We start from the raw sequence: 20,767 nt of genomic DNA, 5'->3' as shown, positions 1-20,767 counted from the left end.
AGCGGGTTTTTTAGGGAGAAAACCCATCCTTGGGTTTTAAGACGCCAGATTCATCCTGTCGAGCATCGATAGGGCAGTAAAATTATATGGGATGGTATCCATTCCTTATCGGAGGAAAAAATCATTCGAGCCTATGTTCACATCGCCGGCGGCAGGCACGACAATACCCTGCTTGCTCTTCTTATTCGTGTTCAGCAGCTCAATATAATTATCGGTAATGATTATCCTGTCGGACTTAACGGTATCCTCCGTTCTAACGGGCACCTTGATTCCGACAAAACCGAAGTCCTGGGAATGCGTTATGGTGTTATTCAAGATCTGCAAATCCGTGCAGGAAGCGCAACCGATGCCCACATTGCCGACGTTGGTCACCCTGTTGCCGGCAATCATAAGGTTATTAAAGGATTCATCAACCGTAGACCAAGGATAAACGCCGATACCCCAACACGATTGTTCGGCGGCGCCGATATCTTCATAGATCGTATTATTTTCAATCGTCAAGTCTTGTACAACCCCATGCACCGCTAATGAGGTGCCCGCGCATTTACCGTTGACAAGAGTTGATTTGTTCAGAAAATTATTGGAAATGGTAATGCCATAATAATTATGGCCGACAAATTTTATATTATGGTTATTCAGTTTTCTGGCAAAGCCGTTATTGATGAATTGATTATTATCAATTACGCAGTCATTGCAGCCGCCGAGCCACCCCCCACCTGCATTGTTAATGATGGTGGAGTTTTTTAATACGATATGTTCGTTAACCTGGTTGGCGCCGGGATTGGGGGCATTGGCGCCCGCGGAATAGATCCCCAGGGAAAAGCCATCGATAGTCACGCTCTCAACGGTTACGTAATCCACGTCGTTGAACAGGAAAATGCCGTTACCGCTGCCGTTTCCCTTGAGCGACAGGTTCCTGACCACATAGCCTTCGTCATGATCGGCCGGACCGCCATCCTGGAAATTCAACACCCCGTTGGCGCCGCTACTTGTAATAACCGGCAGATCGGAAATTGAGGGATGATCATCCATAGGCGAGATATTCGGGGGTATATAGTCGGCGAGGGTACAAGGCACGTCCGGGGTACAGTATTGATTAAACAATCGAGGGTAAGAGGATGTGAAGGTCCCGCCCCGGCAAAACAAAATGGCGTCACCGGCATTTAAACGGCCGAACTTCGTCATGGCGTAATCAAAGGTTTTTAAAGGTTCATAAGGTGAGGAACCGAAATTGCTATCCGATCCATTGTCACAGACATAATAATTCTGCGCCAGGACTGGACTGGAGAACAGGCAAAGCAACAACGGGCTTGCCTGAAAAACAACAGCGTATTTTCTTTTCAGCATAGTCCAAGACGGCTTGGTGCCGGCAAAGTCGTCCTGAGTCGTGCCGATGGCTGACTTCGGCGTTATAGCTAATGCATTCGATATTTTTTGTATGTTTTTCATAATAATCACTCCTAATATGAAAAACATTGTAGAAGCGAATGTCATCTAAAAATGCTAACCGCATCACATAATAACTGACGCAAGTCCGCTAAAAACGGGAACATCGCAATAAATCGATATGTGCCCCGCTCATTCCGGCACTACCGCTCAATTTCATAGATAACAAGATCCGATATTGAGCAGCCAATCGTCACATTCATCAAATGCGCCGCGGAAAAACGGCATGCGGGACTTGCGGACTAGAATGGGATTATCGAACGAAGATTGGAAGCACCGGCAAGCAAACGGATCGGGTAAATGATGGAAGGGCGCTTGACCGCCCTTCCGTTAACTCAACTGCCCCTGAGGCCACGAGTAATTTTGCACAGCCGGTTTGTGGCTAAGTTTCTGATATTTTTTAATGGTCCCAATGCGATGACGCAACCCGGGCCGAACAGACATGCTGTGCCGTTTAAATTCAGTGCTGCGTGGTCATGCCGGCCATTTGCCTGCAGCTGTCGGCGCATTCACGACAGGTAGACGCGCACTCCTCCATATCGCCAATGCTATCGCAGTCCATGGCACAGGCTTCGCAGATTTCGGCGCAGACTTCGCAGGTACGGTTGTGGAATCGTGAACTGCTGAGCATGAAATTAGCGGATGTTTGGCAAATTTCGGCGCAATTCATCATCAGGCGGAAGTGTTCCGGCTCAACATGCTGTCCGCCCATTTCCAGGCATTGGTTCATGGCGGTTTCCCGGCAGACCTGGGAACAGCGGGTACACATTTCGATGCATGACTGCATGGATTGATAGGATGGGCTTGAGGTTTTTCTTTGCTCTGATTGACTGGTATACATGGTCGATTCTCCAAAATTAGAAAGACAAACGCAGCCTCAAAGGGCTGCGCTATTTTGCTAGAACACCAGGTTTCGCCACGCGCGTTACGTTTAAACCTGATAATTAATTTAACCCGAACAGCATTTGCAGTCGGTGCGTTGCCGTACATAAATCATTTTTTGCGATAGGTAAGCCGGATTTTTCGATAAGCATCTAACCGGCAGGTCCCATGTCAAGCAACGAAGATGAAGATCTGATATTACGTAGACAATTGATTCAGGCACCGGTAGGAGCGGATTCGGCTGAAAATAACCACTGATATCCCTTCAGGTTAAGGCCGTTTCCGTGAGAGCGATGACTGCATCTCGATTTAAAATCGCCCGGCCGGTCGCGATGTGGGCATCGCTCCCACTGGCCAGTGAACAATGCCTGCCCGGAGCGGCGGACGGCATAACCCTCTGTCTGTGCGTCACGACAGTGAAAATAATGAAAATTCGGAATGCGGTTGAGCGCGAGGCTCCGGCACGAAAAACGGGCCTCACGATTTCCAGGCTAGCGGTTTTGGCCCCGCTGCATTTGCTCGCTAGCCGGCTTGTCCTTGCTCATCGATACGCTGCTGAGTAAGCCCATATCAATCTGCAGATTCTGTTTGAATTGAGTGATTTCCCCGCCTAGCGCGGCCAAATCCATATTGGCTTTTCTGACCCGCGGAAACATCTTGCCTTCTTCCTCCTTAATGTGGTGCTCCACCATTTCCCTGAGCACCGTGACTTTTGCGTCAAAATGCTCATCCTCGGGTGCCATCGTTATCAATTGATCGATCAAATCCTTGGCCGCGGCATGCTCCACGATCGCCTCATCCATGATATCCAATTGGCCGATCGAGTCGATGGCGGCCGGATAGAAAATTTCCTCTTCGATTTGGGCATGGATCGAAAGCTCCAGACAGATCTCCTGCACGATCTCCAGCTTTTCGTCCTCGGCTTCCTCGCTTTCCTTAAGCATTTCAAATTCCTCGAACAGCTTTTTTACTTTATTGTGATCCTGGGTGAGCAATGCAATCGCGTTCTGTTCACCGCCGCCATGCTCTCCCGATTGTCTCTTTGCCTGATTCATAACGGTCTCCCCTTAAATTAACGCTGGAAAAAACAAACGGATTCCAGTCGTGCAATACTGTTTACGGCCATTGACAACCCGGCGGGATGCAAGGCCTGCAGCTTTGTGCTGATAAAGACAGCCCGTGGTAAAGACGTGCCGCGGACTGTCGCTTCGTGCGCTTCGCGGTAAAAATGTCAATGTGGCACATGCACCACTGAATAGAGGATTAAACCTCCTCCGGGTACTCTTCATCCGGGATCGGCGTTCCGGCAATACCGCCCAAGGCGCCCGCTATGGCACTCAGCAGAATCACGATAAAGCCCCACAAGGCTGACCACGAAACCGCTTTAGCCGTGCTATCGGCCGCTTCCCGGGCTCGCTGTTCAGCCTGTTGATAGGCACTGCTCCAAGTGTCTACCCGATTCGCCGCTTCATCCATGCTCATACCCGTACGCGTCACAAGCAGATTGATCAAAGTCGTACGATTGCTGATCCTGGTATCCTCATCTTCCGCCGTCAGAAACCGTTCCAGAGCCATGCTGAATTCAGGATCCATCACGCTGGAGCGAGGTCTTGCCGGGATAGGCATGCCGGTCATTGGGTCGATTGCCTGTTGCGAACCCGCGCCTGGCTGATTGGACAGCAGCACCATCGCATCTTCCCGGATATCGTCCCGTAAAAGCGCTGAAGAGGTACTCTCGGCCATGCCGCGAGCACCCGCGCTCAACACAGTGCCGGCGCCGCTCACGATCGAACTGATGGCGCTGCCCAGCAAATAAATCGTAAACAGCGTGGTCACCGCCCAAACCAGCAGGCCGTGCAATAAACCGTCCAGATGGCGCAGATAGCCGGAAAACTGAGCCGCAACCCAGCCGCCGATCACCAGCGAAATAAAGCTCGAGACCACCCACCATAACCCGGCGCCGACGCTGAATGCGCTCGCGCTGGGCGTGCCTTCGGCAGACAACGGATCGACCGTGCTCATGCCGATGCCGGTGCCCAGCATACTCAACAGTACCTGAACACCCAGGGCGACAGCCACGCCGGCAAAGACCGACGCCCAGGACACCCGTTTTATCCATCGCGTCCGGCCGGGTCTCTGAGTAGCCGATATACCGGACCTTGCCTGCATTTGTTCATAGGATAAATTGCTCATAACCATGTACTCCGAATCCAGTTAATGAAAATTGCCGAGCATCTGCTCTAGCGACTGCTAACTGCGCAATGTCCGATAGCAACTCTTTGGAGCTGAATGCCCTCTTCCACAGATGATTGGAGCTTAGTTGCAAATGCCGCTCATGTCAGTACGCTGACGAACATAAGTCACCGGTAATCGGCCCTGGCCACGGTTTCTTTTTTTATGTGCGCAACCGAACTGATTATTTCCAAACCTGTAGGTATCCTCTTACAGCAAGTGCTGGAGAATAACCGCTCCGGCTATATTGAAATTCATTATGAGGAGACGAACATGAGCTATGTAGATCGCGATACCTATGGCATATACAAGGGCAAACTGGATAAATCAGGCCCCGGCCCGCGATTGATGGGGGCGGACACACTGCTTGGCAATGATGTCTACAATACCAAAGGCGAGGATTTGGGTGATATCAAGGAGATCATGCTGGACATGGCTTCTGGCAGAGTGGCTTACGCCGTCCTGTCATTCGGAGGGATTCTGACGCTGGGCGAAAAACTGTTTGCGGTACCCTGGGATGCGTTAAAGCTGGATACCAAAAATGAACGTTTCACATTGGATGTCGACAAACAACGCCTGGAATCGGCGCCCGGGTTCGACAAGGACCGCTGGCCGGATATGGCGGATGAGACCTGGTCTAGAGAAGTCCATTCCTTTTATGGAACAAAGCCGTATACAACTGAGTCTATTCAGCAACCGTATTCAAGCGAATCCGGCCCTACACATCATTAGTTATTCAATGCCACGCTGTCCCGGCGGCGTGGTTTCCTCTCTCGTCCGAACGAGAGTTTTTTTAAAATAAAAAACAACTGGAAGGGTATCTATATGAATATAAAATTGACTCTATTATCGGCGGGCATCGCGCTGAGCCTGGGCTCTGTTGCCGCTTACGCGGGAGAAAACCATCTGCAGGAAGCCATTAAGCACGTCATGATGGCTGCTAAGGCAAAGGATGGAAAGTCAGTCGCCCAGCATGCCGAAGAAGCGCAAAAACACGCCAAAATCGCCGATGAACATTTGGACGCCGGTCTGAAAAGCCTGGAAGAAGCCATTGATCATGGCAATCAGGGCCACGATGACATGGCCCAAAAAGCCGCTAAAGAAGCGGAAGAACACCTTAAGGCCTCCCAATAAACTTACTATTCATTTTTTTCTTGAAAAGAGTAAACGGCAGCGCTTATGTCGAATCGCTGTTGGTGGAAATTTTGACTGATGTGAACGCGGGGCGCGTGTACGCCGCTTGCCGCATCTGAGCACCGGAGCGTTTGAGCCTCATTTGGCGAAAGCGCCCTGGTGCCAATGCCCGCGCCGGTGCGAATTCACCGGTAGCCCCCTGAGACTATCCGTAGTCAAAAAGCGCCATGTTCTTGGCGTACTTTGGCGGGCACCTCGACAGGAATGATCATTAGGGGGAAGGCAGACCAGCCGACAGTGCATTTGACACGCAGTCACATGGTCCGCGCCATATCAAGCGTTACGCTGTTCGACAAACTGAACATATTTTTGGGGTGCCTCCTACCACCACCTGTCACGCAAGCATGTCTCGGCGTGAACATGGCCTCGGTCCGTAGTTCCGGGGTTTTTTTTGGTTGTTTCACCTGTGTCTATAAATCCAAAGATGCCATGGCATGGATGCCAGGCAAACCCTGGCCGGAAAATCGAGAACAATAACGGTGTGAAGAGAAGATCGCTTTATGCTGACAATCGGCCTGCTTTGTTGGGGCGGGCCGCACCGGAAAAAAGTAGACAGGCTGTCCATAAACGGCTACACGCAGGTGCCCGAAGGCGCCCCCCCTTGTCCTGCCGTGGGCGCGGCGATCCACTTTACACGGGCTGGTTGGGGCTTTTTTTAACGCCGCTGGCGGAAGCGCCGGCTTTCGATGCATCTTCCGGAAACAGCACATCCATGATCCAGACCAGCGGTAACGCCTGATAGAAGCTATGCAGCAAGGACATGAGATTCACCGCCTTTTTTAAAGGCGTGACATCGGCATCCGCCCTGGCGGCGGCTTGGCGCTCTTTTTTGGGCGGGCGCTTGGTAAGCTCGCCGACAATGAATCCGACACCGCCCACCAGCAGCAATGTTGCCGGCGAGGTCATCTGCCGGTGCAAATCCTTGACCAGAATATCGGTGCGGGCATGGACGCCCTGTTGCCGGCTCATAATCCGGTGTTCAATCTCTTTGATTTGCTCGGCTAACGTGCCAGAATCCTCTGTTGCATCATGAATGTCTTTATCCGGTTTCATGAGATCTCCTTATCCCGAAGACTGCGGATGGTCTCAGGGAACAGTAAATAATGGCTTTTGCGCCGAATAAACCAGAACAGCAGCAGCGCGGCCACCAGATTGGCGGCGGCGACCAGCAGTATGGCCTCTATATCGCCCACCATATTGCTCTCGATCAGCGCCAGCGCGGCAGCCGCCATGAGCCCGAACCAGACGCTGATCAGCATGACCGCCATGATCACCCCCGCCGCGATCATGCTTACCAGGCTCCGGCCCGCGCGCCTGGCCTCCAGCGTGACCAGTTTTAAATGATCGTGGGTCAGCCCGCGCAACTCGAGCCAAAGCGACCGGACATCCTCCAGCAAGTCAGGATGGCTAACCGGCTCGCTGGAAGCGGCGGATGAGTATACCGGCCTTTCCTCTGGGGTACGGATAGCCATCTATCATCTCCTGTGCTCTAAAGTATGCGTCGTCAACTGGCTCAGCATGAAGCCGGCCGCCAGCGCGATGCCCATTGAGCTGATCGGGTGCTCGCGGATGTAGTCGCGGGCATCTTCCACAAGTTTCTCTTCCAGCTCTTTTAACTGCTCGCCTTTCTCGCCGAGCATCTCGGTAGCCTGACTGGTGGCGCTGGCAATTTTCTTGGCCGCCTCTTCTGCGGCGCTGGCGATTTTCTCGGCTGCCTCATCCGCGGTGCTTGATAATTTGTCTATAGTTTCCATAATGGTTACCTTCGTTGAGATTGTTTTAAGATCGCAAGAACCTTTAAAAAAACAGAACCTAACGGAACCTTAAGTGGATGTTTTGCGAACACAGTGCCGAGATTGATTATCTACCTCTTGACTGCGCCTTCTCCAAAATAAGGTTGCCGTATTCATGCTCTTCCAGCTTGCCGGTTTTGCCGGCATCAACCATATCGAAATGCTTGAGCAAATCAGGATGATCGGCCAATTCATCCTTGGTTACATAGTGATCGCCATTTTTATCGACTTCCTGAAAAGTCGGATATTCCGTTACATCGCCTTCTTCCCCGGTAGCGCTCGTGCCGCCCATGCCTTCGGCCTGCGCCATCTGGGCGCCCCAGACCAGGCCGCCGCCGAGAACGAACGGTAACCACAATTTTTTCGTAGCAACATTAAGAATCTTCATATTAACCTCTAACGATGGTTTAAACCGCGAAAATAAGACCGTCAGTTTTTTCCCCTGGCGATTGCCTGATTACTCAAAAGCAAATTGAAACGCCATGCTGGCTGGGTTGGCGCTTTATGCCCGGCTTATCCATGAATCCTGAAAGCGCTCAATCCGATACACTTCAATTAACTCTGCAGCAGCCGGTTCAGCGCACGAATATTCTCTTGCTGTGAAGTCAGCAGTTTGGTCTCAATCAACGCACTGACATCCGAAGGGATATCAGGATCCTGCGCCGCTTGTTCATAATCTTCCAGGCCGTTTCTTTCTCCGGCCAGCAAGGCATTCAACATGGCATCCCTGCCCAGCATTTCGGCACCGCTCATCACCGTTTCCGACCATGAACCCCATATGCCTGAATCACTGGTGGGCGTGCCGCCCATTTGTTGAATCTTTTCTTGCAGTTCGGAGACGGCAGAGGTGTGTTCTTCATAAATCGGCTCTAAATAGGCAATTTCCTTGCGCTGCGCCTCTTCTTCAAACTTTTCCAATGCCTGATGATAGGTCTCTGCCGCGGACAATTCATTCTTCAGTAATTTCTCGACTTTATCGATGTTTTGCATACCAACCTCCTCGGGTTTTTAAAACTAAACTCTTTAATGATGCGGCGCTTCAACCTCACCCGTTGTCGAGATATCTTCGGCATTGGCTTGCTCGAAAATGTCCTTGACCTGGGAGCGTGCCTCTGAGGTTTCCGTGTGGACGGAAATCAATGCATTGCCGCCCTGAATCCGGCCTTCATAGCGTTTGGCCTCATATTCAGGAATCCCCAGGCCGATCAAGGCGCCGGCCAGACCGCCGGTGGCGGCGCCCACGGCCGCGCCGCTCAAAGCGCCCATGATAGGCCCGGCGGCAATCAACGGGCCAAGGCCAGGAATTGCCAGCGTGCCGATACCGACCAGCCAGCCTATGATGGCGCCGGTGCCGATGCCGACTGTGCCGCCGATAGCCGTGCCTTCCGGCGATTTGGTGTGTTTTTCATGACCGAATTCATGCTCGCTGGTTTTGTCCGGCAATAGCACGGAAATATCGTCATTATCAAAACCAGCCGCTTTCAGCTGGCTGATGATATGTTCCACCTGGTCATTCGTTTGCGCGATACAAAAGACTGATTTGTTCATAACATTCTCCTTAACCCGCGATTACTTGGCTTTGACTTCAAGTTGATTATCAACCTGACTCACGCCCGGCGTTTGCTGAGCGATGGCTTGCAGCCTGGTTTTTTCCGCTGCGCTATCGACCGGGCCACGCAAGGATACCCTGCCGTTTCTCGTAATCACCTTGGCATTGTGCGCGTTGACGGACAGCGATTCATCGTCGGTAATGGTTTTGCGGATATTGGCCGTGATCTGGAGATCGCTCTCATTTTCGAGCTGGTCCTCAGGCGTTAAAGTCGCACCGCCCTCATCACGCACATTGCGTTCGGTGTTTTCAGCTGGGCTGCCGATTCTTTCGCGTTCGGTCGTTCCTTCGGCGCTGGCTAGACCGGTCATCAGCATTAAGCCCGCCGCCAGGGTCAGTAATGGTAGTCGTTTTGACATAGTGATTCTCCTTAAAGAAAAATTGTAATTATTTTCAAGGCTTACCCTGCGCTCCTTGCCAACCTTATCCCTTTACTGAACAATACCCAATCACCTGAACATAGCATTTGACGCTAACACATCAGCTGAGCCGCGTGCTGTTCCCGGCTCTGAAATAAAGGGTCCGGGTACGATGTCAGGAGAAAAAGCATTGGCGATGTCTTAATCGAATCAACGTACATTGATCCATTACCGGCATTACCTGTGATGACACTGCGTGTTTGCGCAGCGCCACCACCATTAACATAACCTGACGCGTTGTCGGCATGATTGTTAATTGATACCCTGGTCAAAAAGGACGCGAACCACTTAATCGGCCTTATGGCTCAGCGACAGCATCAGGTGCATAATCGCCCGGTTTCATCGCTTCCTTTTTGTTTTACGGATTACCGCTCTTTCTCGAAACATGCGGGCATGGCTTTCTAGCGATGGCCCATCAGACGGCTCAAGATGAAGCCGCTGCCCAAGGCTATGCCTAACGATGTTACCGGGTTTTCGCGGACATACTCACGCGCATGCTCCATCAACCGTTCCTGAGCATCTTTCATTTGCTCGCTTTTCTCGCTGATGGTTTCCGCGGCCTTGTGGCTTACCTCAGCGGCTCTTTCCACCGCTTCATGCGCGCCGGCTCTGACGCGTTCAACCGTTTCACCTGTACCGCCTGATTTTGTCGTTTCCATAATGGTTTCCTATATCGATTAAAGTTATAAGATCATCAACGATCTCGAAAAAGTGCCCTCTATGCGACACATGCTATTGGCCCGATTCCGATCGCCGAAGTTCAGCGTTCAAAACCTTCTGGCGTAATCATCTCAATTAAAAATCAAATAAATGATGACCAGCACAAACACTGGTACACCGAGTAACCATCCAAGCACATATTTGCCCATGATCTGTCTCCTCTAAACTGTTGCTCCTTAATGCCGGCATTTCGTCCACTGCATCCATCAGCGACTCATCAACAAAAACGTCATAACGAAAAGCTGTCATCAAGGCTATTTTTTCCGTTGCTTCCTGCGTCATTTCTCTGTGATGCATGTTAACTAACATATTAAGAATAAAATGCCCTACCGTCAGTACGATAACGCACATAAGAGCATGAAGCGCGCCTCTTCATTACCGCGCGGCTGCCGCTGAATCCCTGCGCTGAATACAGCGGCTCAGGGACCGGTGTAGCTGATTCGGTAAATCGCCCCCCGCTTATCGTCTGAAACCAGCAGGGCGCCGTCCGGCGCGACGATGACATCAACCGGCCGTCCCCAGGCGGAATTGCCCTGCAGCCAACCTTCGGCGAAGGGTTCGTAAGTCACCGCGTCATTGTCGCCGAGCGTGACCATGCTGACCCGGTAGCCCAGCTTTGGACTGCGGTTCCAGGAACCGTGTTCGGCGATAAAAATACGGTTCCGGTACGGACTGGGAAACTGGCGTCCCGTATAAAAGCGCATGCCCAATGCCGCGACATGAGGCCCGAGCTTTTGCGCCGGCGCAGTAAAATCGGAACAGGGATTGCGAAGGCCGAAAACCGGGTCGGACAACTCGCCGGCATGGCAATGGGGATATCCGAAATGCAGCCCCATCACGGGCGCATGATTGAGCTCGTCGGGTGGCGTATCGTTACCCAACAGATCGCGGCCGTTGTCGGTAAACCACAGTTCGTGCGTTTCCGGATGCCAATCGTAACCGACCGAGTTGCGTATGCCGCGCGCGAACACTTCGGCGCCTCCGCCGTTGCGGTCCATGCGGATGATGACGCCGTACCGGTCGGCTTCCGGCATGCAGATATTGCACGGCACGCCAATCGACACGTATAACTTGCCGTCGGGGCCGAAGTGCATGACGCGCAGGCCGTGATGCGCATATTTGAGGCCGAGATCATAGATCACGACGGGCGGCATCGGCTGGTCGAGGTGCTTCTCGATATCATCGAAGCGCAATATGCGGCTGCGCTCGGCCACATACAGGGAGCCATCCCTGAAGGCGACGCCATGCGGGTCCTGCAGATCCCTGGCAATGACCCGCACTTCGCCTTTCCGGCCGCTGCGAACCGGGATGGCATAGACCTTCCCCTGCTTGTAAGTGCCGATAAAAAGTGTGCCGTTGTCTCCGAACGCCAGTGTCCGCGCGCCGGGCACGTCGTCCTCATAGAGGGTAATGGAGAAGCCGGCCGGCAGCGCTATGCGCTCCAGTTTCGTGCCGGGCATCAGGGAGCAGGCATTCATTAACGCCAGCACCATGGCCATGCAAGCGTAAGCCATCTTCCTGGCAGGCCATGACCGTCTGTTGTATACGCCATGATGCCGCATCATGGCGCCTGCACCATAAGGTCGTTGTCCACGGACTCCACGCCGCAGGCCTGTTCGGCGATCGCTTCCGCCTGCCGTTTACCGGCCGCTGACGGCACCGCGCCGCTGAGCCGGATCGCGCCGAGATAGGCCTCGACCTGAACCGGCGCATCACCGATTGCCTGATCGGCCAGCAAGGCGCCTTTGACCCTGGCGATCAGTTCCTGATCTTTTTGATATTCCTGCTCCTGGAAATACAGCCGGACCAGCTCGACATACCCGCAACCGGCAACTTGCGCTGACGCGGCTGACAGCGCAAACAGCGTTGCCGGGCGCGCCAGTTTCATGAACTGACTTCCGCCAGGCGTCCCTGCAGCAAATCGGCCAGTTCGTCGGCATGCTCTTCTTCCACGGCCAGGATGTCCTCCAGCATGTTGCGCGTGGTCGGATCGCGGTCGCCCAGGTATTGAGTCATCTCGCGATAACTGTCGATGGCAATGCGTTCGGCCACCAGGTCTTCCTTGATCATATCGACCAGGGAGTTGCCCTCCACGTACTCCGCATGGCTGCGCCCGGACAGGCTGTCCGGCGAAAAGTCGGGTTCGCCGCCCAACTGGACAATACGCCGCGCAATCTGGTCGGCATGGCCCTGTTCCTCATTGGCATGCACCAGGAACTCGTCGGCGATGCCCTTGGACTGAATGCCCTGGGCCATGAAATAGTGGCGGCGGTAACGCAATACGCAGACCAGTTCCGTGGCCAGTGCGTCATTCAGCAGCTTGATGACCGTCTTGGCATCCGCCGCATAGCCGGCTGTTACGGCACCGTTGTCAATATGCTGGCGTGCCTGCGCGCGCAAGGTTTGGACATCGGTCAAATGAGTTTTTTTTGACATATCGCCCTCCCTGAGAGGCAAAATCGTCTGTTGGTTGAAAATCCGCGGCCACCGCTTTAGCAGTGGCCCGCAGTCTGACAAGCCTATCTATAGCGGCTTTGTTTTACCTGCATATTATTTTGCACCGACCTGACGCCTTCGACCCGTTGAGCCACCTCAACCGCCCGGGTGACATCTTCCTCGGATGCCACAAAACCGCTTAATTGCACGTCGCCCTGATAGGTTTCCACATTGATTTCAGCAGCACTCAGGCCGGGCTCGTTAAAAATGGCCGCCTTTACCTTGGTGGTAATCATACTGTCGTCAATGTAGGCGCCGGGGGTTTGGCTTGATTCGGCCCGGGTATCCGAGACTTCATCCGTGGACGCACAACCGGTTACCCAGGTCAACAACAGCGCTAGAAAAAATGCTGAGCAGTATTTGGTAAGTTGTTTCATAGCTAATTCTCCAGATGAATAATAAAGTGATGACGGGCAATTCGATCATGATTGATACCCGGATATTAGATGGCACACACCCTCGCAGCGAAACGGCAATGCGTCAGGCTGACCTCGCTGTTACTGACACGGTTAACCCATGCCATCCAGCCAGGAACAATCACAAAATAACCTCATCCTTCTGTTCCCCTTACCGCCGTGGGCCTGCATGAACGCAGGCAGTGGAACAGTGACCGGGAGCCGCGGTAGAGGCAGACAATGCTCAGGTTATTTCATGCCTGTTCCTTGACAAAAAAGCCATACCAGAAAAGATCAGTTATTTCGGCAGACAATCAGGCTCTGTCGCAAAGACTGGCTGTAATGCATGACCTAGAATAAATCTAGGTTTAAAATCAGCCGACGTCCGTACGGTGTCGAACATAAGTGACTTTTCGCTCATTATTTCGTCTGGCGGGAGTGGGGGCCAGGAAGAAGCATTTTGACGGGCGGGATTGTTTGCCTGCTTTACTCGCCTGTTTCTTTGCCGGCCTTGCTTGACGGGCTCTGCCTGATCGGTTCAGTCGCCTCAATCCTGACCTTGCCGACGCCGTCTTCCTTGATATCGAGCTTTTTCGCCGCCTCCCTGGACAGATCGATCACCCGATCCTTCGCATAAGGTCCGCGATCGGTAATTTCGACCTCGACCTTTTTCCTGTTCTCGAGATTGGTCACTTCAACCTCGGTCCCCAGCGGCAGGCTGGGGTGGGCGGCGGTCATTTTTCCCTGATCGAAAATCTCGCCGCTGGCGGTCTCCCGGCCATGAAACCCGGGGCCATACCAGGAGGCCTCGCCAACTTCCTGGTAGGTCGACCGGGGCGCGTCCTGATTTTTTTTGCCTTGGCCGTCCGTCTCTTCCCTGGCGCACCCGGACAATACCAGACTGCAGATCAGCACGGCCTGTAAGCCGTGATAAAAAAACTTTCCGGGCTTAAACATGGTCATCCTGCTATTTGAAAAATCACTGTCAGGACTTACGCAGCTTGCCTGTTCAACCGTCGAGACAAGCGGTTCTAAAACCTGTTGGGGCGACTTTATTTATGCCCTTTAGGGTAGTCGCCCATTTCAGACCCAAGAGGCGACTGCCAACAGTAGGCGCTTTAGGCGAAGTCGCCCCCACGGGTTTGCGTAAGTCCTGACTGTTAACTTTAATGAATTTTTAGCCGGAAAAAGATATCTGAAGTTTGAAAGGAGGTCTGTACGGTGTCGAACAGATAATCGTTCATTGAACCTTGGTTTTCTAACAGGCTCTACAGGTTGAAATGGGTTTTTACTTGAGTCCGAGCACCCGGAATTACGCTTGGATTTTTTGCAGTTACCTTAAAAAATCCTTAATAAATCATAGCATTAAGTATTCTTGCTTATTGTTCTCAACTGATAGCTAACGGACAATGCCCCGCAATTTTAACAGAGACCGAATTACATTATGTCTTTACATAACCCACGACAAAATTATCTGATTAATGCGCTGCCGCCGTTCATCTTCGAACGCTTGTCGCCGCACCTGGAACTGGTTCCCATGCCGCTCGGCGAAGCACTGTACGAGTCCGGGGATCCTTTGTATCACGTTTACTTCCCGACAACTTGCATCGTATCCCTGCTTTATGTGCTGGAAAACGGCGCATCGGCCGAAATTGCCGTGGTCGGCCATGAGGGCATGGTTGGAGTGGCCTTGTTCATGGGCGGCGGAACCATGCCCAACCGGGCGGTCGTGCAAAGCGCCGGACACGCCTATCGCATGAAGGGCAGCGTACTCAAACAGGAATTCAACCGCTCCGGCGGGCGCCGTTACGGCATGCTGCACCAATTGCTGCTGCATTACACCCAGGCGCTGATGACGCAGACCTCGCAAACGGCGGTCTGCAACCGGCATCATTCGGTGGACCAGCAACTGTGCCGCTGGTTATTGCTGAGTATGGACCGGCTGCCCTCGAATGAACTGACCATGACCCAGGAATTGATCGCCAATATGCTCGGCGTACGCCGCGAGGGCGTCACGGAAGCGGCGGGAAAACTGCAGCAAGCCGGCCTGATCCAGTATAGCCGCGGGCATATCACCATCCAGGACAGGCCGGGACTGGAACAGCGGGTCTGCGAATGCTACAAGGTGGTCAAGCAGGAGTTTGATCGCCTGCTGCCTTCGGACCACACTCAGATTCAGGACCACTTTCGTTCATTGAAATACGCTCGCTAGCCCGGATATTTCATAAAACCACAGAGAACACGAAGAACACGAAGAAAATCATGGCATTACCAATTCTCACCGATAACTTCATGAACTCATTATGAAATATTTGCAAGTAATTGAATTGCTAAGCCTTCGTGTGCTCGATTGCTGTTCCAGACGCAATTCTACCGCCTCCATCCTTGGATAGCGTTCGTGTCCTTCGTGGTGAAATATTCAGGCTAGACCGGAAAAGAGGCTGTGAAAGCATTCTGTAAAGAATCGTTCTGACACGCTGATCCCCTACTTTCACAGCCTCATCTATTGATAGCGGTTTAATCGGTGCGACCAGATATAATCGGCCGATTGATAATAAGCCATTTCTTCCTCGATCAACCGGACCGCTGAGTCGATCTCGACGGGCCGATGCGCGCCCAAGGGGTCCTCTATCACATCAATCCTCTGCTGCGGGGACAAATACACCAGCTTATTGTTTTTCACCAGACCGAGTTTCTGGTAATTGCTGATCAGCGCCCGGCCCTCGTCTTTGGGCAGGCGCATAAGATCGCGGCCGTAAAACTGGCTTTCATAGCTGAAGTTCAAAAGCCCCAAAATCGTCGGCGCGACGTCAATCTGGCTGGACAGGATATCGTTGCGCTTGGCCGGCACTTGCTTGGGCGCATAAATGAACAGCGGGATATGGTATCTGTCCACGGGCAGATCCACCTTGCGCGCGCTGCCCGCGCAATGATCGGCCACCACGACGAAGAGGGTATCGTCGAACCAGGGCCTGGTTTTGGCCAGACCGATGAATTCCCGCAGCGCGTAATCAGTATATTTGACCCCGCCGGTACGGCCGGTGCCCGGCGGGATATCGATTTTGCCCTCGGGATAGGTATAAGGCCGATGATTGCTCGTGGTCATGATCTGAAAGAAAAACGGCCGGCGGTTTTGATAATCCCTGTCGGCTTCCTTGAGCGTGCGCTTGAGAATAATGTCGTCCGATACCCCCCAGGCATTGGAAAAGGTCACTTCCTCGTCGGTAAAATCAGTCTGGTCGATGATGCGATAGCCGTTGCCGGCAAAAAACGCGTTCATATTGTCGAAATAGCCCCGACCGCCGTATAAAAACGCCGTATCGTAACCGCGCTGCTGGAACACATGGCCCAGATTGAATAAGTTGCCGTTGTCAGGCCGCTTGACGATGGATTGCCCCGGCGTCGGTGGAATCGACAGCGTCAAGGCTTCCAGCCCGCGGACCGTGCGCGTGCCGGTCGCGTAAAAGTTGGTGAACAACAGGCCTTGCTCAAACCATTCGTCCATGAACGGCGTAATGTGCTCGGTATTGCCAAACTGCGTTAAAAACTCGGCGCTCAAGCTCTCGACCGTAATCAGAATCACATTCAGGTGTTTCTCTTCTCCGGCGTGTTTGATCGTTCGCCTGATGTTATACAGCTCTTTGTCGGATGAGTGGGCATTCGCGGCCAGTTTTGCCCTGATGACGCCGGACAACTGCCGGTCATCGCCCAATTTATAAAAATGCCGGTAATCCAGTTCATTATTCCGAAAAGCCGCGAAAAACTGGTAAGGGCCATTGGCGGCCAGTTCATTCAGATAAGTATTGGCGGAAAACTGATGCGCCGACTGCCCGACCCCCACATAGCTGATCAGCGGCAGGCTCAGTAAAGCAGCCGTGATTTTCAGCCGTGAAAGAAACGGTTCGCTGGCTTTGAAACTCTTCGCCAGCAGTTTTCGCATTGCCAGAAAACAGGCGGCCGTCACGATAAAAATCCCTGACAGAATCTTGCCCAGCGGATACGACTCAATGATATTGCGCACCACTTCATGGGTGTAAATCAGATAGTCGACGGCAATAAAGTTAAATCTGACGCCGAATTCATCCCAGAACGTCCACTCCGCCATCTCGACAAAAAAAAGGCCGTATAAGCTGACGAAAAAACCGGCAAAAACCAGGACCCTGTTGAGTTTGCTCTGATAGGCCGCGTTCGGCAGCACCAGCAAATACAACGCGAAAGGAATCATCAGATAACTGAAAAAAGCCAGGTCGTTAACGATGCCCAGCAGAAAAACCAGGGCTATCGAATAAAACGAAACATCCAGGTCCGCCAGTTGCCTGATCAGCAACGCGGTCCTGAGCAGGGCGGAACCGCCCAGGTTAATCAATAAAAACAGCAAAATACCGGAAAACCGCGATTGCTCAAATAATCTTGCTACTACAGCCATTGCAATTGCTTCCTGAAAAACAGCATGAATAATACAAATGAAGAAAACCAGCACACGGCCAGCGCGAACAAGTCATGCGTTAAAAAATGCGCGCCACGCATCTGCTGGGCGATGCCATAGACCATGCCTAGGACCAGGCCAAAACATAACCCGTAAAATTTGTAGTCCGGTTTCACCAGCAACAGGAAAAAATACAGATTGAGGAAAGTGAATCCCGCGCCGGCATGCGCGGCGGGAAAACAATGTCCCACTTCCAGATTGCCGCCCGCATAATCGAATAGCCGCACATAGGGTTTATCGCCACCGAACAACTCAAGGCTCCAGGGACAATAAATATGGGTATGATTTTTCAGCAACACGATAATCAGTGGCCCGCTTATACCCGAAATCAGTAAAAAAAGCAGATGCCGGCGATAACGAAAAAAGGCTGAATCCGCCCGCAATGAAATCAGCCAACAGAGCGCAACCGCGACTGCCAGCAAGTACGTGAAATAGCGGCCGCCGACATGCAGGACGTTTTCGGTCAGCCAGCTTTCCTTATGCGGCCATTGGTGCAAGCCGGCATTATAAAAATGCCCGGCGACCCATAAATCCACATGGAAATACTCCAGGACCGCAAGCACAAGCACAAACAGCAACAACGGAATGATGAAATGGACAAGGACAAACTTATCAAAATTTAGCTTGGTCGGTTCCAGCAAATCCTGTTTCCTTCGGTAATAAAGGCAACAGTTTAAGAAAGACAGGGTTAAACAAAAGTTAACGCAGTGTTAATTTTGCGTTAATTGTAAGCACGCACAAAAAACCACTTTTTTTTTATGGTTATTATGTTATAGTTAGCCCGCTGGTTTTCTTAACAGCATTTTTAAATATTCATATATTCTGAAGGTACATAAAATGATTGAAAATCAAGAGAAAGATAATTTCTGGCTGATGATTGGCGTTGGTGTTGTTGTTTTTGCTGCCGTCATATTCTTTGTCAAAGGCTCCGAGAGTGGAAAATATGAAACTGCGAAAAGATTAATAGCGGAAGATGCCAATAACTCTGCTTATGCTGTTGGCCACGACGTCAATAAAAAAGCTGAAAGCGCATTATAATAATCCGAGGAGGTTCGATTTTTCGATAGGCCTGTGAACAACTATCGATAAAGCGACAAAGCTTTTCACCGGTTCCCAAACCTTCGGTTTGGGAACCGAAGCCATCAAACCGTTTAATCCGAGCTGAACAACCATTGCACTTGCGTGCCTTCGTCTTTAACACTGTCGATTTTCAGCTGCCAACCGTAATATTCACAAATACGCCTGGAAATAGCTAACCCCAGGCCACTGCCCTGACTGGCCTGCCCCCGATAGCCCCGTTCGAATATCCGGTTCAATTCATCCGTATCGATACCCTGCCCCGTATCGGCGACCACAAACGCATCTTCGTAGAGGGAAATCGTCACGCTGCCCTGGCGGGTATAAGTAAACGCGTTTCTGATCAGATTACCCATCAACATCGAAATAACCGGCGGCGAAGCGTTAATGCGGGGCGATCCGTTAAATTTCTTGATGACTTGTACCTGCGGGCTTAACAAATTCCTGTGTTCCTCTGTCAAACGGTCAATGATCGCAACCAGTTCGGTTTTATCGGTTGCTTCATTCATGGACACGGGGCCGCGGGCCAGGCTTAGCAAAGTCGCCAGGCGTGCTTTCATTTCAGTGGCCGAACGTTGCATCCGCTCTACGCGCAGTCTGATATCATCGGGCAGATCGGGGCGCAGCAACAATCCCTCGGCGGCGGCCATGATAATGGCCAGCGGGGTCCTTAATTCGTGGCTGGCATTGCCGGTGAACTCTCTTTCACGCTGGATTAACGCCTGCAGGCGTTCCTTATAGACATCGAATTCCAAAGCCAGCATGCCGACCTCGTCGTTGGTGTAATCCACTGATATGTAATCGGAGGAATTTTCCAGATTCAATGTCCGGATACGCGAAGCCAGCGTCGATATCGGCTCAATGACTTTTTTGGAAAGCCAAAGTCCGGACCAGGCGGACATCCACAGAATAATGACGACGGCGGCAAACAGATACGTTATAAGCTTGTATTCCAGCCTTTCCAGACCGGTATCGTCGTGGACTATATAATATCGGGCCGAGTTATACGCCTTGATCACGACATCATAACTGTGCCGATTGTGATCGACGTCATGAATGCCTTCCGGATAGCCCGACAGAAAGCCGATTTCATCCGGCAACTTGCCGCCTGCCTCTTTATATATAATCCAGTTTTTCGACGCCTGCATCGACAGCGCCGGATTACGCTCCGCCTGCTGGATGAAATGATCCAACTCCCCGATTAGATAAGAGCCTATCATTTGCCTTTCCAGCGAATCAAAGGCCACAATCACGAACGCCACCATCAACGCGCTCAACAACAGCCCCAGCAAGGGATAGGATAGGAATATCCGGAATCTTAGCTTATGCCGATACGGCATGACTTTGCTTCAATTGATAGCCCACGCCTCGAATGGTATGCAGCAATGGAGTGGAAAATGGCTTGTCGATAGCTTGGCGCAGATGATGAATGTGTACGCGTAACGCTTCCCCGTCGGGCGGGCTATCGCCCCAGATGCTGTATTCAAGATGCGGCCTTGAGACAACCTTGGGCGATTGCCTCATCAGCAATTCCAGGATCTGGAATTCAATCGCGGTCAGCTCGATCAACGTCCCGGCCCTTCTGACCTCGCGCGTTTCGGGCATCAGCTGCAAATCGCCGACACTCAATGACGTCGGTTGGTGCAGGCCGGCAGTGCGGCGCGCCAATGCATCAAGCCGGCACTTTAATTCCTGCAATGAAAAAGGTTTAACCAGATAATCATCCGTACCGTGCTCAAAACCGCTAAGCCGGTCTTCCAAGGTATCGCGCGCGGTCAGCATCAACACCGGCACCCAGTTGCCGGCATCATGGCGCAAGCGCCGGCATAGCTCCAACCCGTCCATGCCCGGCAGCGTCAAATCCAGAATAACCGCATCATACTCATTGACCACGGCCAGATGCAGACCGGTAACCCCATCGGCCGCGGTATCTATCGTATCGCCCTGAAGCTCAAGAAAATCGGCCAGTTCGCTGCATAGATCCTGGTTGTCTTCAATAATAAGTAAACGCATAACGT

General features: G+C 52.2%; 26 protein-coding genes. 4 read left to right on the top strand and 22 right to left on the bottom strand.

The window, feature by feature from the left end:
• Nucleotides 1–105 precede the first annotated feature (105 nt).
• The 4 genes from EK22_RS11810 to EK22_RS11795 all read right to left on the bottom strand — a co-directional run bounded on the left by EK22_RS11810 (nt 106) and on the right by EK22_RS11795 (nt 4,521).
• On the bottom strand, nt 106–1,449 hold the full coding sequence (locus EK22_RS11810) for a right-handed parallel beta-helix repeat-containing protein (protein ID WP_235209317.1): 1,344 nt from the start codon (nt 1,447–1,449) through the stop codon (nt 106–108).
• A 457-nt stretch (nt 1,450–1,906) separates the two neighbouring features.
• Complete coding sequence (locus EK22_RS11805; RefSeq protein WP_051114377.1) at nt 1,907–2,287, bottom strand: four-helix bundle copper-binding protein; 381 nt, start codon at nt 2,285–2,287, stop codon at nt 1,907–1,909.
• A gap of 532 nt (nt 2,288–2,819) precedes the next feature.
• Nucleotides 2,820–3,383 (bottom strand): hemerythrin domain-containing protein, encoded by a 564-nt coding sequence (locus EK22_RS11800; RefSeq protein WP_020161381.1) that lies wholly within the window; start codon nt 3,381–3,383, stop codon nt 2,820–2,822.
• A 208-nt stretch (nt 3,384–3,591) separates the two neighbouring features.
• The gene (locus tag EK22_RS11795; RefSeq protein ID WP_027147550.1) at nt 3,592–4,521 is read right to left on the bottom strand and encodes a hypothetical protein; all 930 of its coding nucleotides are present in this window, start codon (nt 4,519–4,521) and stop codon (nt 3,592–3,594) included.
• 312 nt (nt 4,522–4,833) lie between these two features.
• Between EK22_RS11795 and EK22_RS11790 the strand changes: the two genes are divergently transcribed.
• Both EK22_RS11790 and smbP read left to right on the top strand, forming a co-directional pair.
• The gene (locus EK22_RS11790; RefSeq protein WP_036251234.1) at nt 4,834–5,292 is read left to right on the top strand and encodes a PRC-barrel domain-containing protein; all 459 of its coding nucleotides are present in this window, start codon (nt 4,834–4,836) and stop codon (nt 5,290–5,292) included.
• 93 nt (nt 5,293–5,385) lie between these two features.
• Complete coding sequence (gene smbP / locus EK22_RS11785; RefSeq protein WP_036251138.1) at nt 5,386–5,694, top strand: small metal-binding protein SmbP; 309 nt, start codon at nt 5,386–5,388, stop codon at nt 5,692–5,694.
• A 690-nt stretch (nt 5,695–6,384) separates the two neighbouring features.
• Here smbP and EK22_RS11780 read toward each other — a convergent pair.
• The 14 genes from EK22_RS11780 to EK22_RS11715 form a co-directional block, all read right to left on the bottom strand.
• Nucleotides 6,385–6,807: a hypothetical protein gene (locus tag EK22_RS11780; protein WP_020161386.1), complete on the bottom strand. Its 423-nt coding sequence runs from the start codon at nt 6,805–6,807 to the stop codon at nt 6,385–6,387.
• Nucleotides 6,804–7,226 carry a phage holin family protein gene (locus tag EK22_RS11775; RefSeq protein WP_036251136.1) on the bottom strand — a complete coding sequence of 141 codons (423 nt, stop codon included), beginning with the start codon at nt 7,224–7,226 and terminating at the stop codon, nt 6,804–6,806. Before EK22_RS11775 ends, EK22_RS11780 begins: the two co-directional genes overlap by 4 nt.
• A gap of 3 nt (nt 7,227–7,229) precedes the next feature.
• Nucleotides 7,230–7,508: a DUF883 C-terminal domain-containing protein gene (locus EK22_RS11770; protein WP_020161388.1), complete on the bottom strand. Its 279-nt coding sequence runs from the start codon at nt 7,506–7,508 to the stop codon at nt 7,230–7,232.
• Nucleotides 7,509–7,614: 106 nt separating this feature from the next.
• The gene (locus EK22_RS24930) at nt 7,615–7,935 is read right to left on the bottom strand and encodes a hypothetical protein (RefSeq protein WP_020161389.1); all 321 of its coding nucleotides are present in this window, start codon (nt 7,933–7,935) and stop codon (nt 7,615–7,617) included.
• A 167-nt stretch (nt 7,936–8,102) separates the two neighbouring features.
• Nucleotides 8,103–8,537, bottom strand: a complete 435-nt coding sequence (locus EK22_RS11760; protein WP_020161390.1) for a DUF2383 domain-containing protein — start codon at nt 8,535–8,537, stop codon at nt 8,103–8,105.
• 33 nt (nt 8,538–8,570) lie between these two features.
• Nucleotides 8,571–9,095, bottom strand: a complete 525-nt coding sequence (locus EK22_RS11755; protein ID WP_036251133.1) for a hypothetical protein — start codon at nt 9,093–9,095, stop codon at nt 8,571–8,573.
• Nucleotides 9,096–9,116: 21 nt separating this feature from the next.
• A complete protein-coding gene (locus EK22_RS11750; RefSeq protein ID WP_020161392.1) occupies nt 9,117–9,515 on the bottom strand; it encodes a BON domain-containing protein in 399 nt (132 codons plus the stop codon).
• A 461-nt stretch (nt 9,516–9,976) separates the two neighbouring features.
• On the bottom strand, nt 9,977–10,234 hold the full coding sequence (locus tag EK22_RS11745; protein ID WP_020161393.1) for an ElaB/YgaM/YqjD family protein: 258 nt from the start codon (nt 10,232–10,234) through the stop codon (nt 9,977–9,979).
• Nucleotides 10,235–10,370: 136 nt separating this feature from the next.
• Complete coding sequence (locus EK22_RS11740) at nt 10,371–10,577, bottom strand: hypothetical protein (RefSeq protein ID WP_152565086.1); 207 nt, start codon at nt 10,575–10,577, stop codon at nt 10,371–10,373.
• Nucleotides 10,578–10,714: 137 nt separating this feature from the next.
• On the bottom strand, nt 10,715–11,860 hold the full coding sequence (locus EK22_RS11735; RefSeq protein ID WP_235209315.1) for a PQQ-dependent sugar dehydrogenase: 1,146 nt from the start codon (nt 11,858–11,860) through the stop codon (nt 10,715–10,717).
• Nucleotides 11,857–12,183, bottom strand: a complete 327-nt coding sequence (locus EK22_RS11730; protein WP_036251131.1) for a BON domain-containing protein — start codon at nt 12,181–12,183, stop codon at nt 11,857–11,859. The genes EK22_RS11735 and EK22_RS11730 overlap by 4 nt, the downstream gene beginning before the upstream one ends.
• A complete protein-coding gene (locus tag EK22_RS11725; protein ID WP_020161397.1) occupies nt 12,180–12,731 on the bottom strand; it encodes a ferritin-like domain-containing protein in 552 nt (183 codons plus the stop codon). The genes EK22_RS11730 and EK22_RS11725 overlap by 4 nt, the downstream gene beginning before the upstream one ends.
• A gap of 83 nt (nt 12,732–12,814) precedes the next feature.
• Entirely contained in the window at nt 12,815–13,168 is a 354-nt protein-coding gene (locus tag EK22_RS11720; RefSeq protein WP_036251128.1) for a BON domain-containing protein, read from the bottom strand.
• Between the two features lie 504 nt (nt 13,169–13,672).
• Nucleotides 13,673–14,143: a septal ring lytic transglycosylase RlpA family protein gene (locus tag EK22_RS11715; RefSeq protein ID WP_036251126.1), complete on the bottom strand. Its 471-nt coding sequence runs from the start codon at nt 14,141–14,143 to the stop codon at nt 13,673–13,675.
• 487 nt (nt 14,144–14,630) lie between these two features.
• Here EK22_RS11715 and EK22_RS11710 point away from each other — a divergent pair, with 487 nt between their 5' ends.
• On the top strand, nt 14,631–15,398 hold the full coding sequence (locus EK22_RS11710) for a Crp/Fnr family transcriptional regulator (protein WP_020161400.1): 768 nt from the start codon (nt 14,631–14,633) through the stop codon (nt 15,396–15,398).
• 291 nt (nt 15,399–15,689) lie between these two features.
• Here EK22_RS11710 and EK22_RS11705 read toward each other — a convergent pair whose 3' ends face one another.
• Nucleotides 15,690–17,612, bottom strand: coding sequence for an LTA synthase family protein (locus EK22_RS11705; protein ID WP_036251123.1), 1,923 nt, complete (start codon nt 17,610–17,612; stop codon nt 15,690–15,692).
• Nucleotides 17,603–18,313, bottom strand: a complete 711-nt coding sequence (locus EK22_RS11700; protein ID WP_051961867.1) for a phosphatase PAP2 family protein — start codon at nt 18,311–18,313, stop codon at nt 17,603–17,605. The genes EK22_RS11705 and EK22_RS11700 overlap by 10 nt, the downstream gene beginning before the upstream one ends.
• A gap of 196 nt (nt 18,314–18,509) precedes the next feature.
• On the opposite strand from EK22_RS11700, the gene EK22_RS11695 reads away from it, so the two are divergent.
• Nucleotides 18,510–18,710: a hypothetical protein gene (locus EK22_RS11695; protein WP_020161403.1), complete on the top strand. Its 201-nt coding sequence runs from the start codon at nt 18,510–18,512 to the stop codon at nt 18,708–18,710.
• A gap of 113 nt (nt 18,711–18,823) precedes the next feature.
• Here the strand turns inward: EK22_RS11695 and EK22_RS11690 are convergent, their stop codons facing one another.
• Nucleotides 18,824–20,089 (bottom strand): sensor histidine kinase, encoded by a 1,266-nt coding sequence (locus tag EK22_RS11690; protein WP_051961866.1) that lies wholly within the window; start codon nt 20,087–20,089, stop codon nt 18,824–18,826.
• On the bottom strand, nt 20,073–20,762 hold the full coding sequence (locus EK22_RS11685; protein ID WP_020161405.1) for a response regulator transcription factor: 690 nt from the start codon (nt 20,760–20,762) through the stop codon (nt 20,073–20,075). The genes EK22_RS11690 and EK22_RS11685 overlap by 17 nt, the downstream gene beginning before the upstream one ends.
• Between the last annotated feature and the right edge of the window lie 5 nt (nt 20,763–20,767).

Origin of the sequence: Methylobacter sp. BBA5.1, from assembly GCF_000746145.1 — a bacterium.
GTDB lineage: Bacteria > Pseudomonadota > Gammaproteobacteria > Methylococcales > Methylomonadaceae > Methylobacter > Methylobacter marinus.
This window is presented reverse-complemented; position numbering and strand designations above follow the sequence as displayed.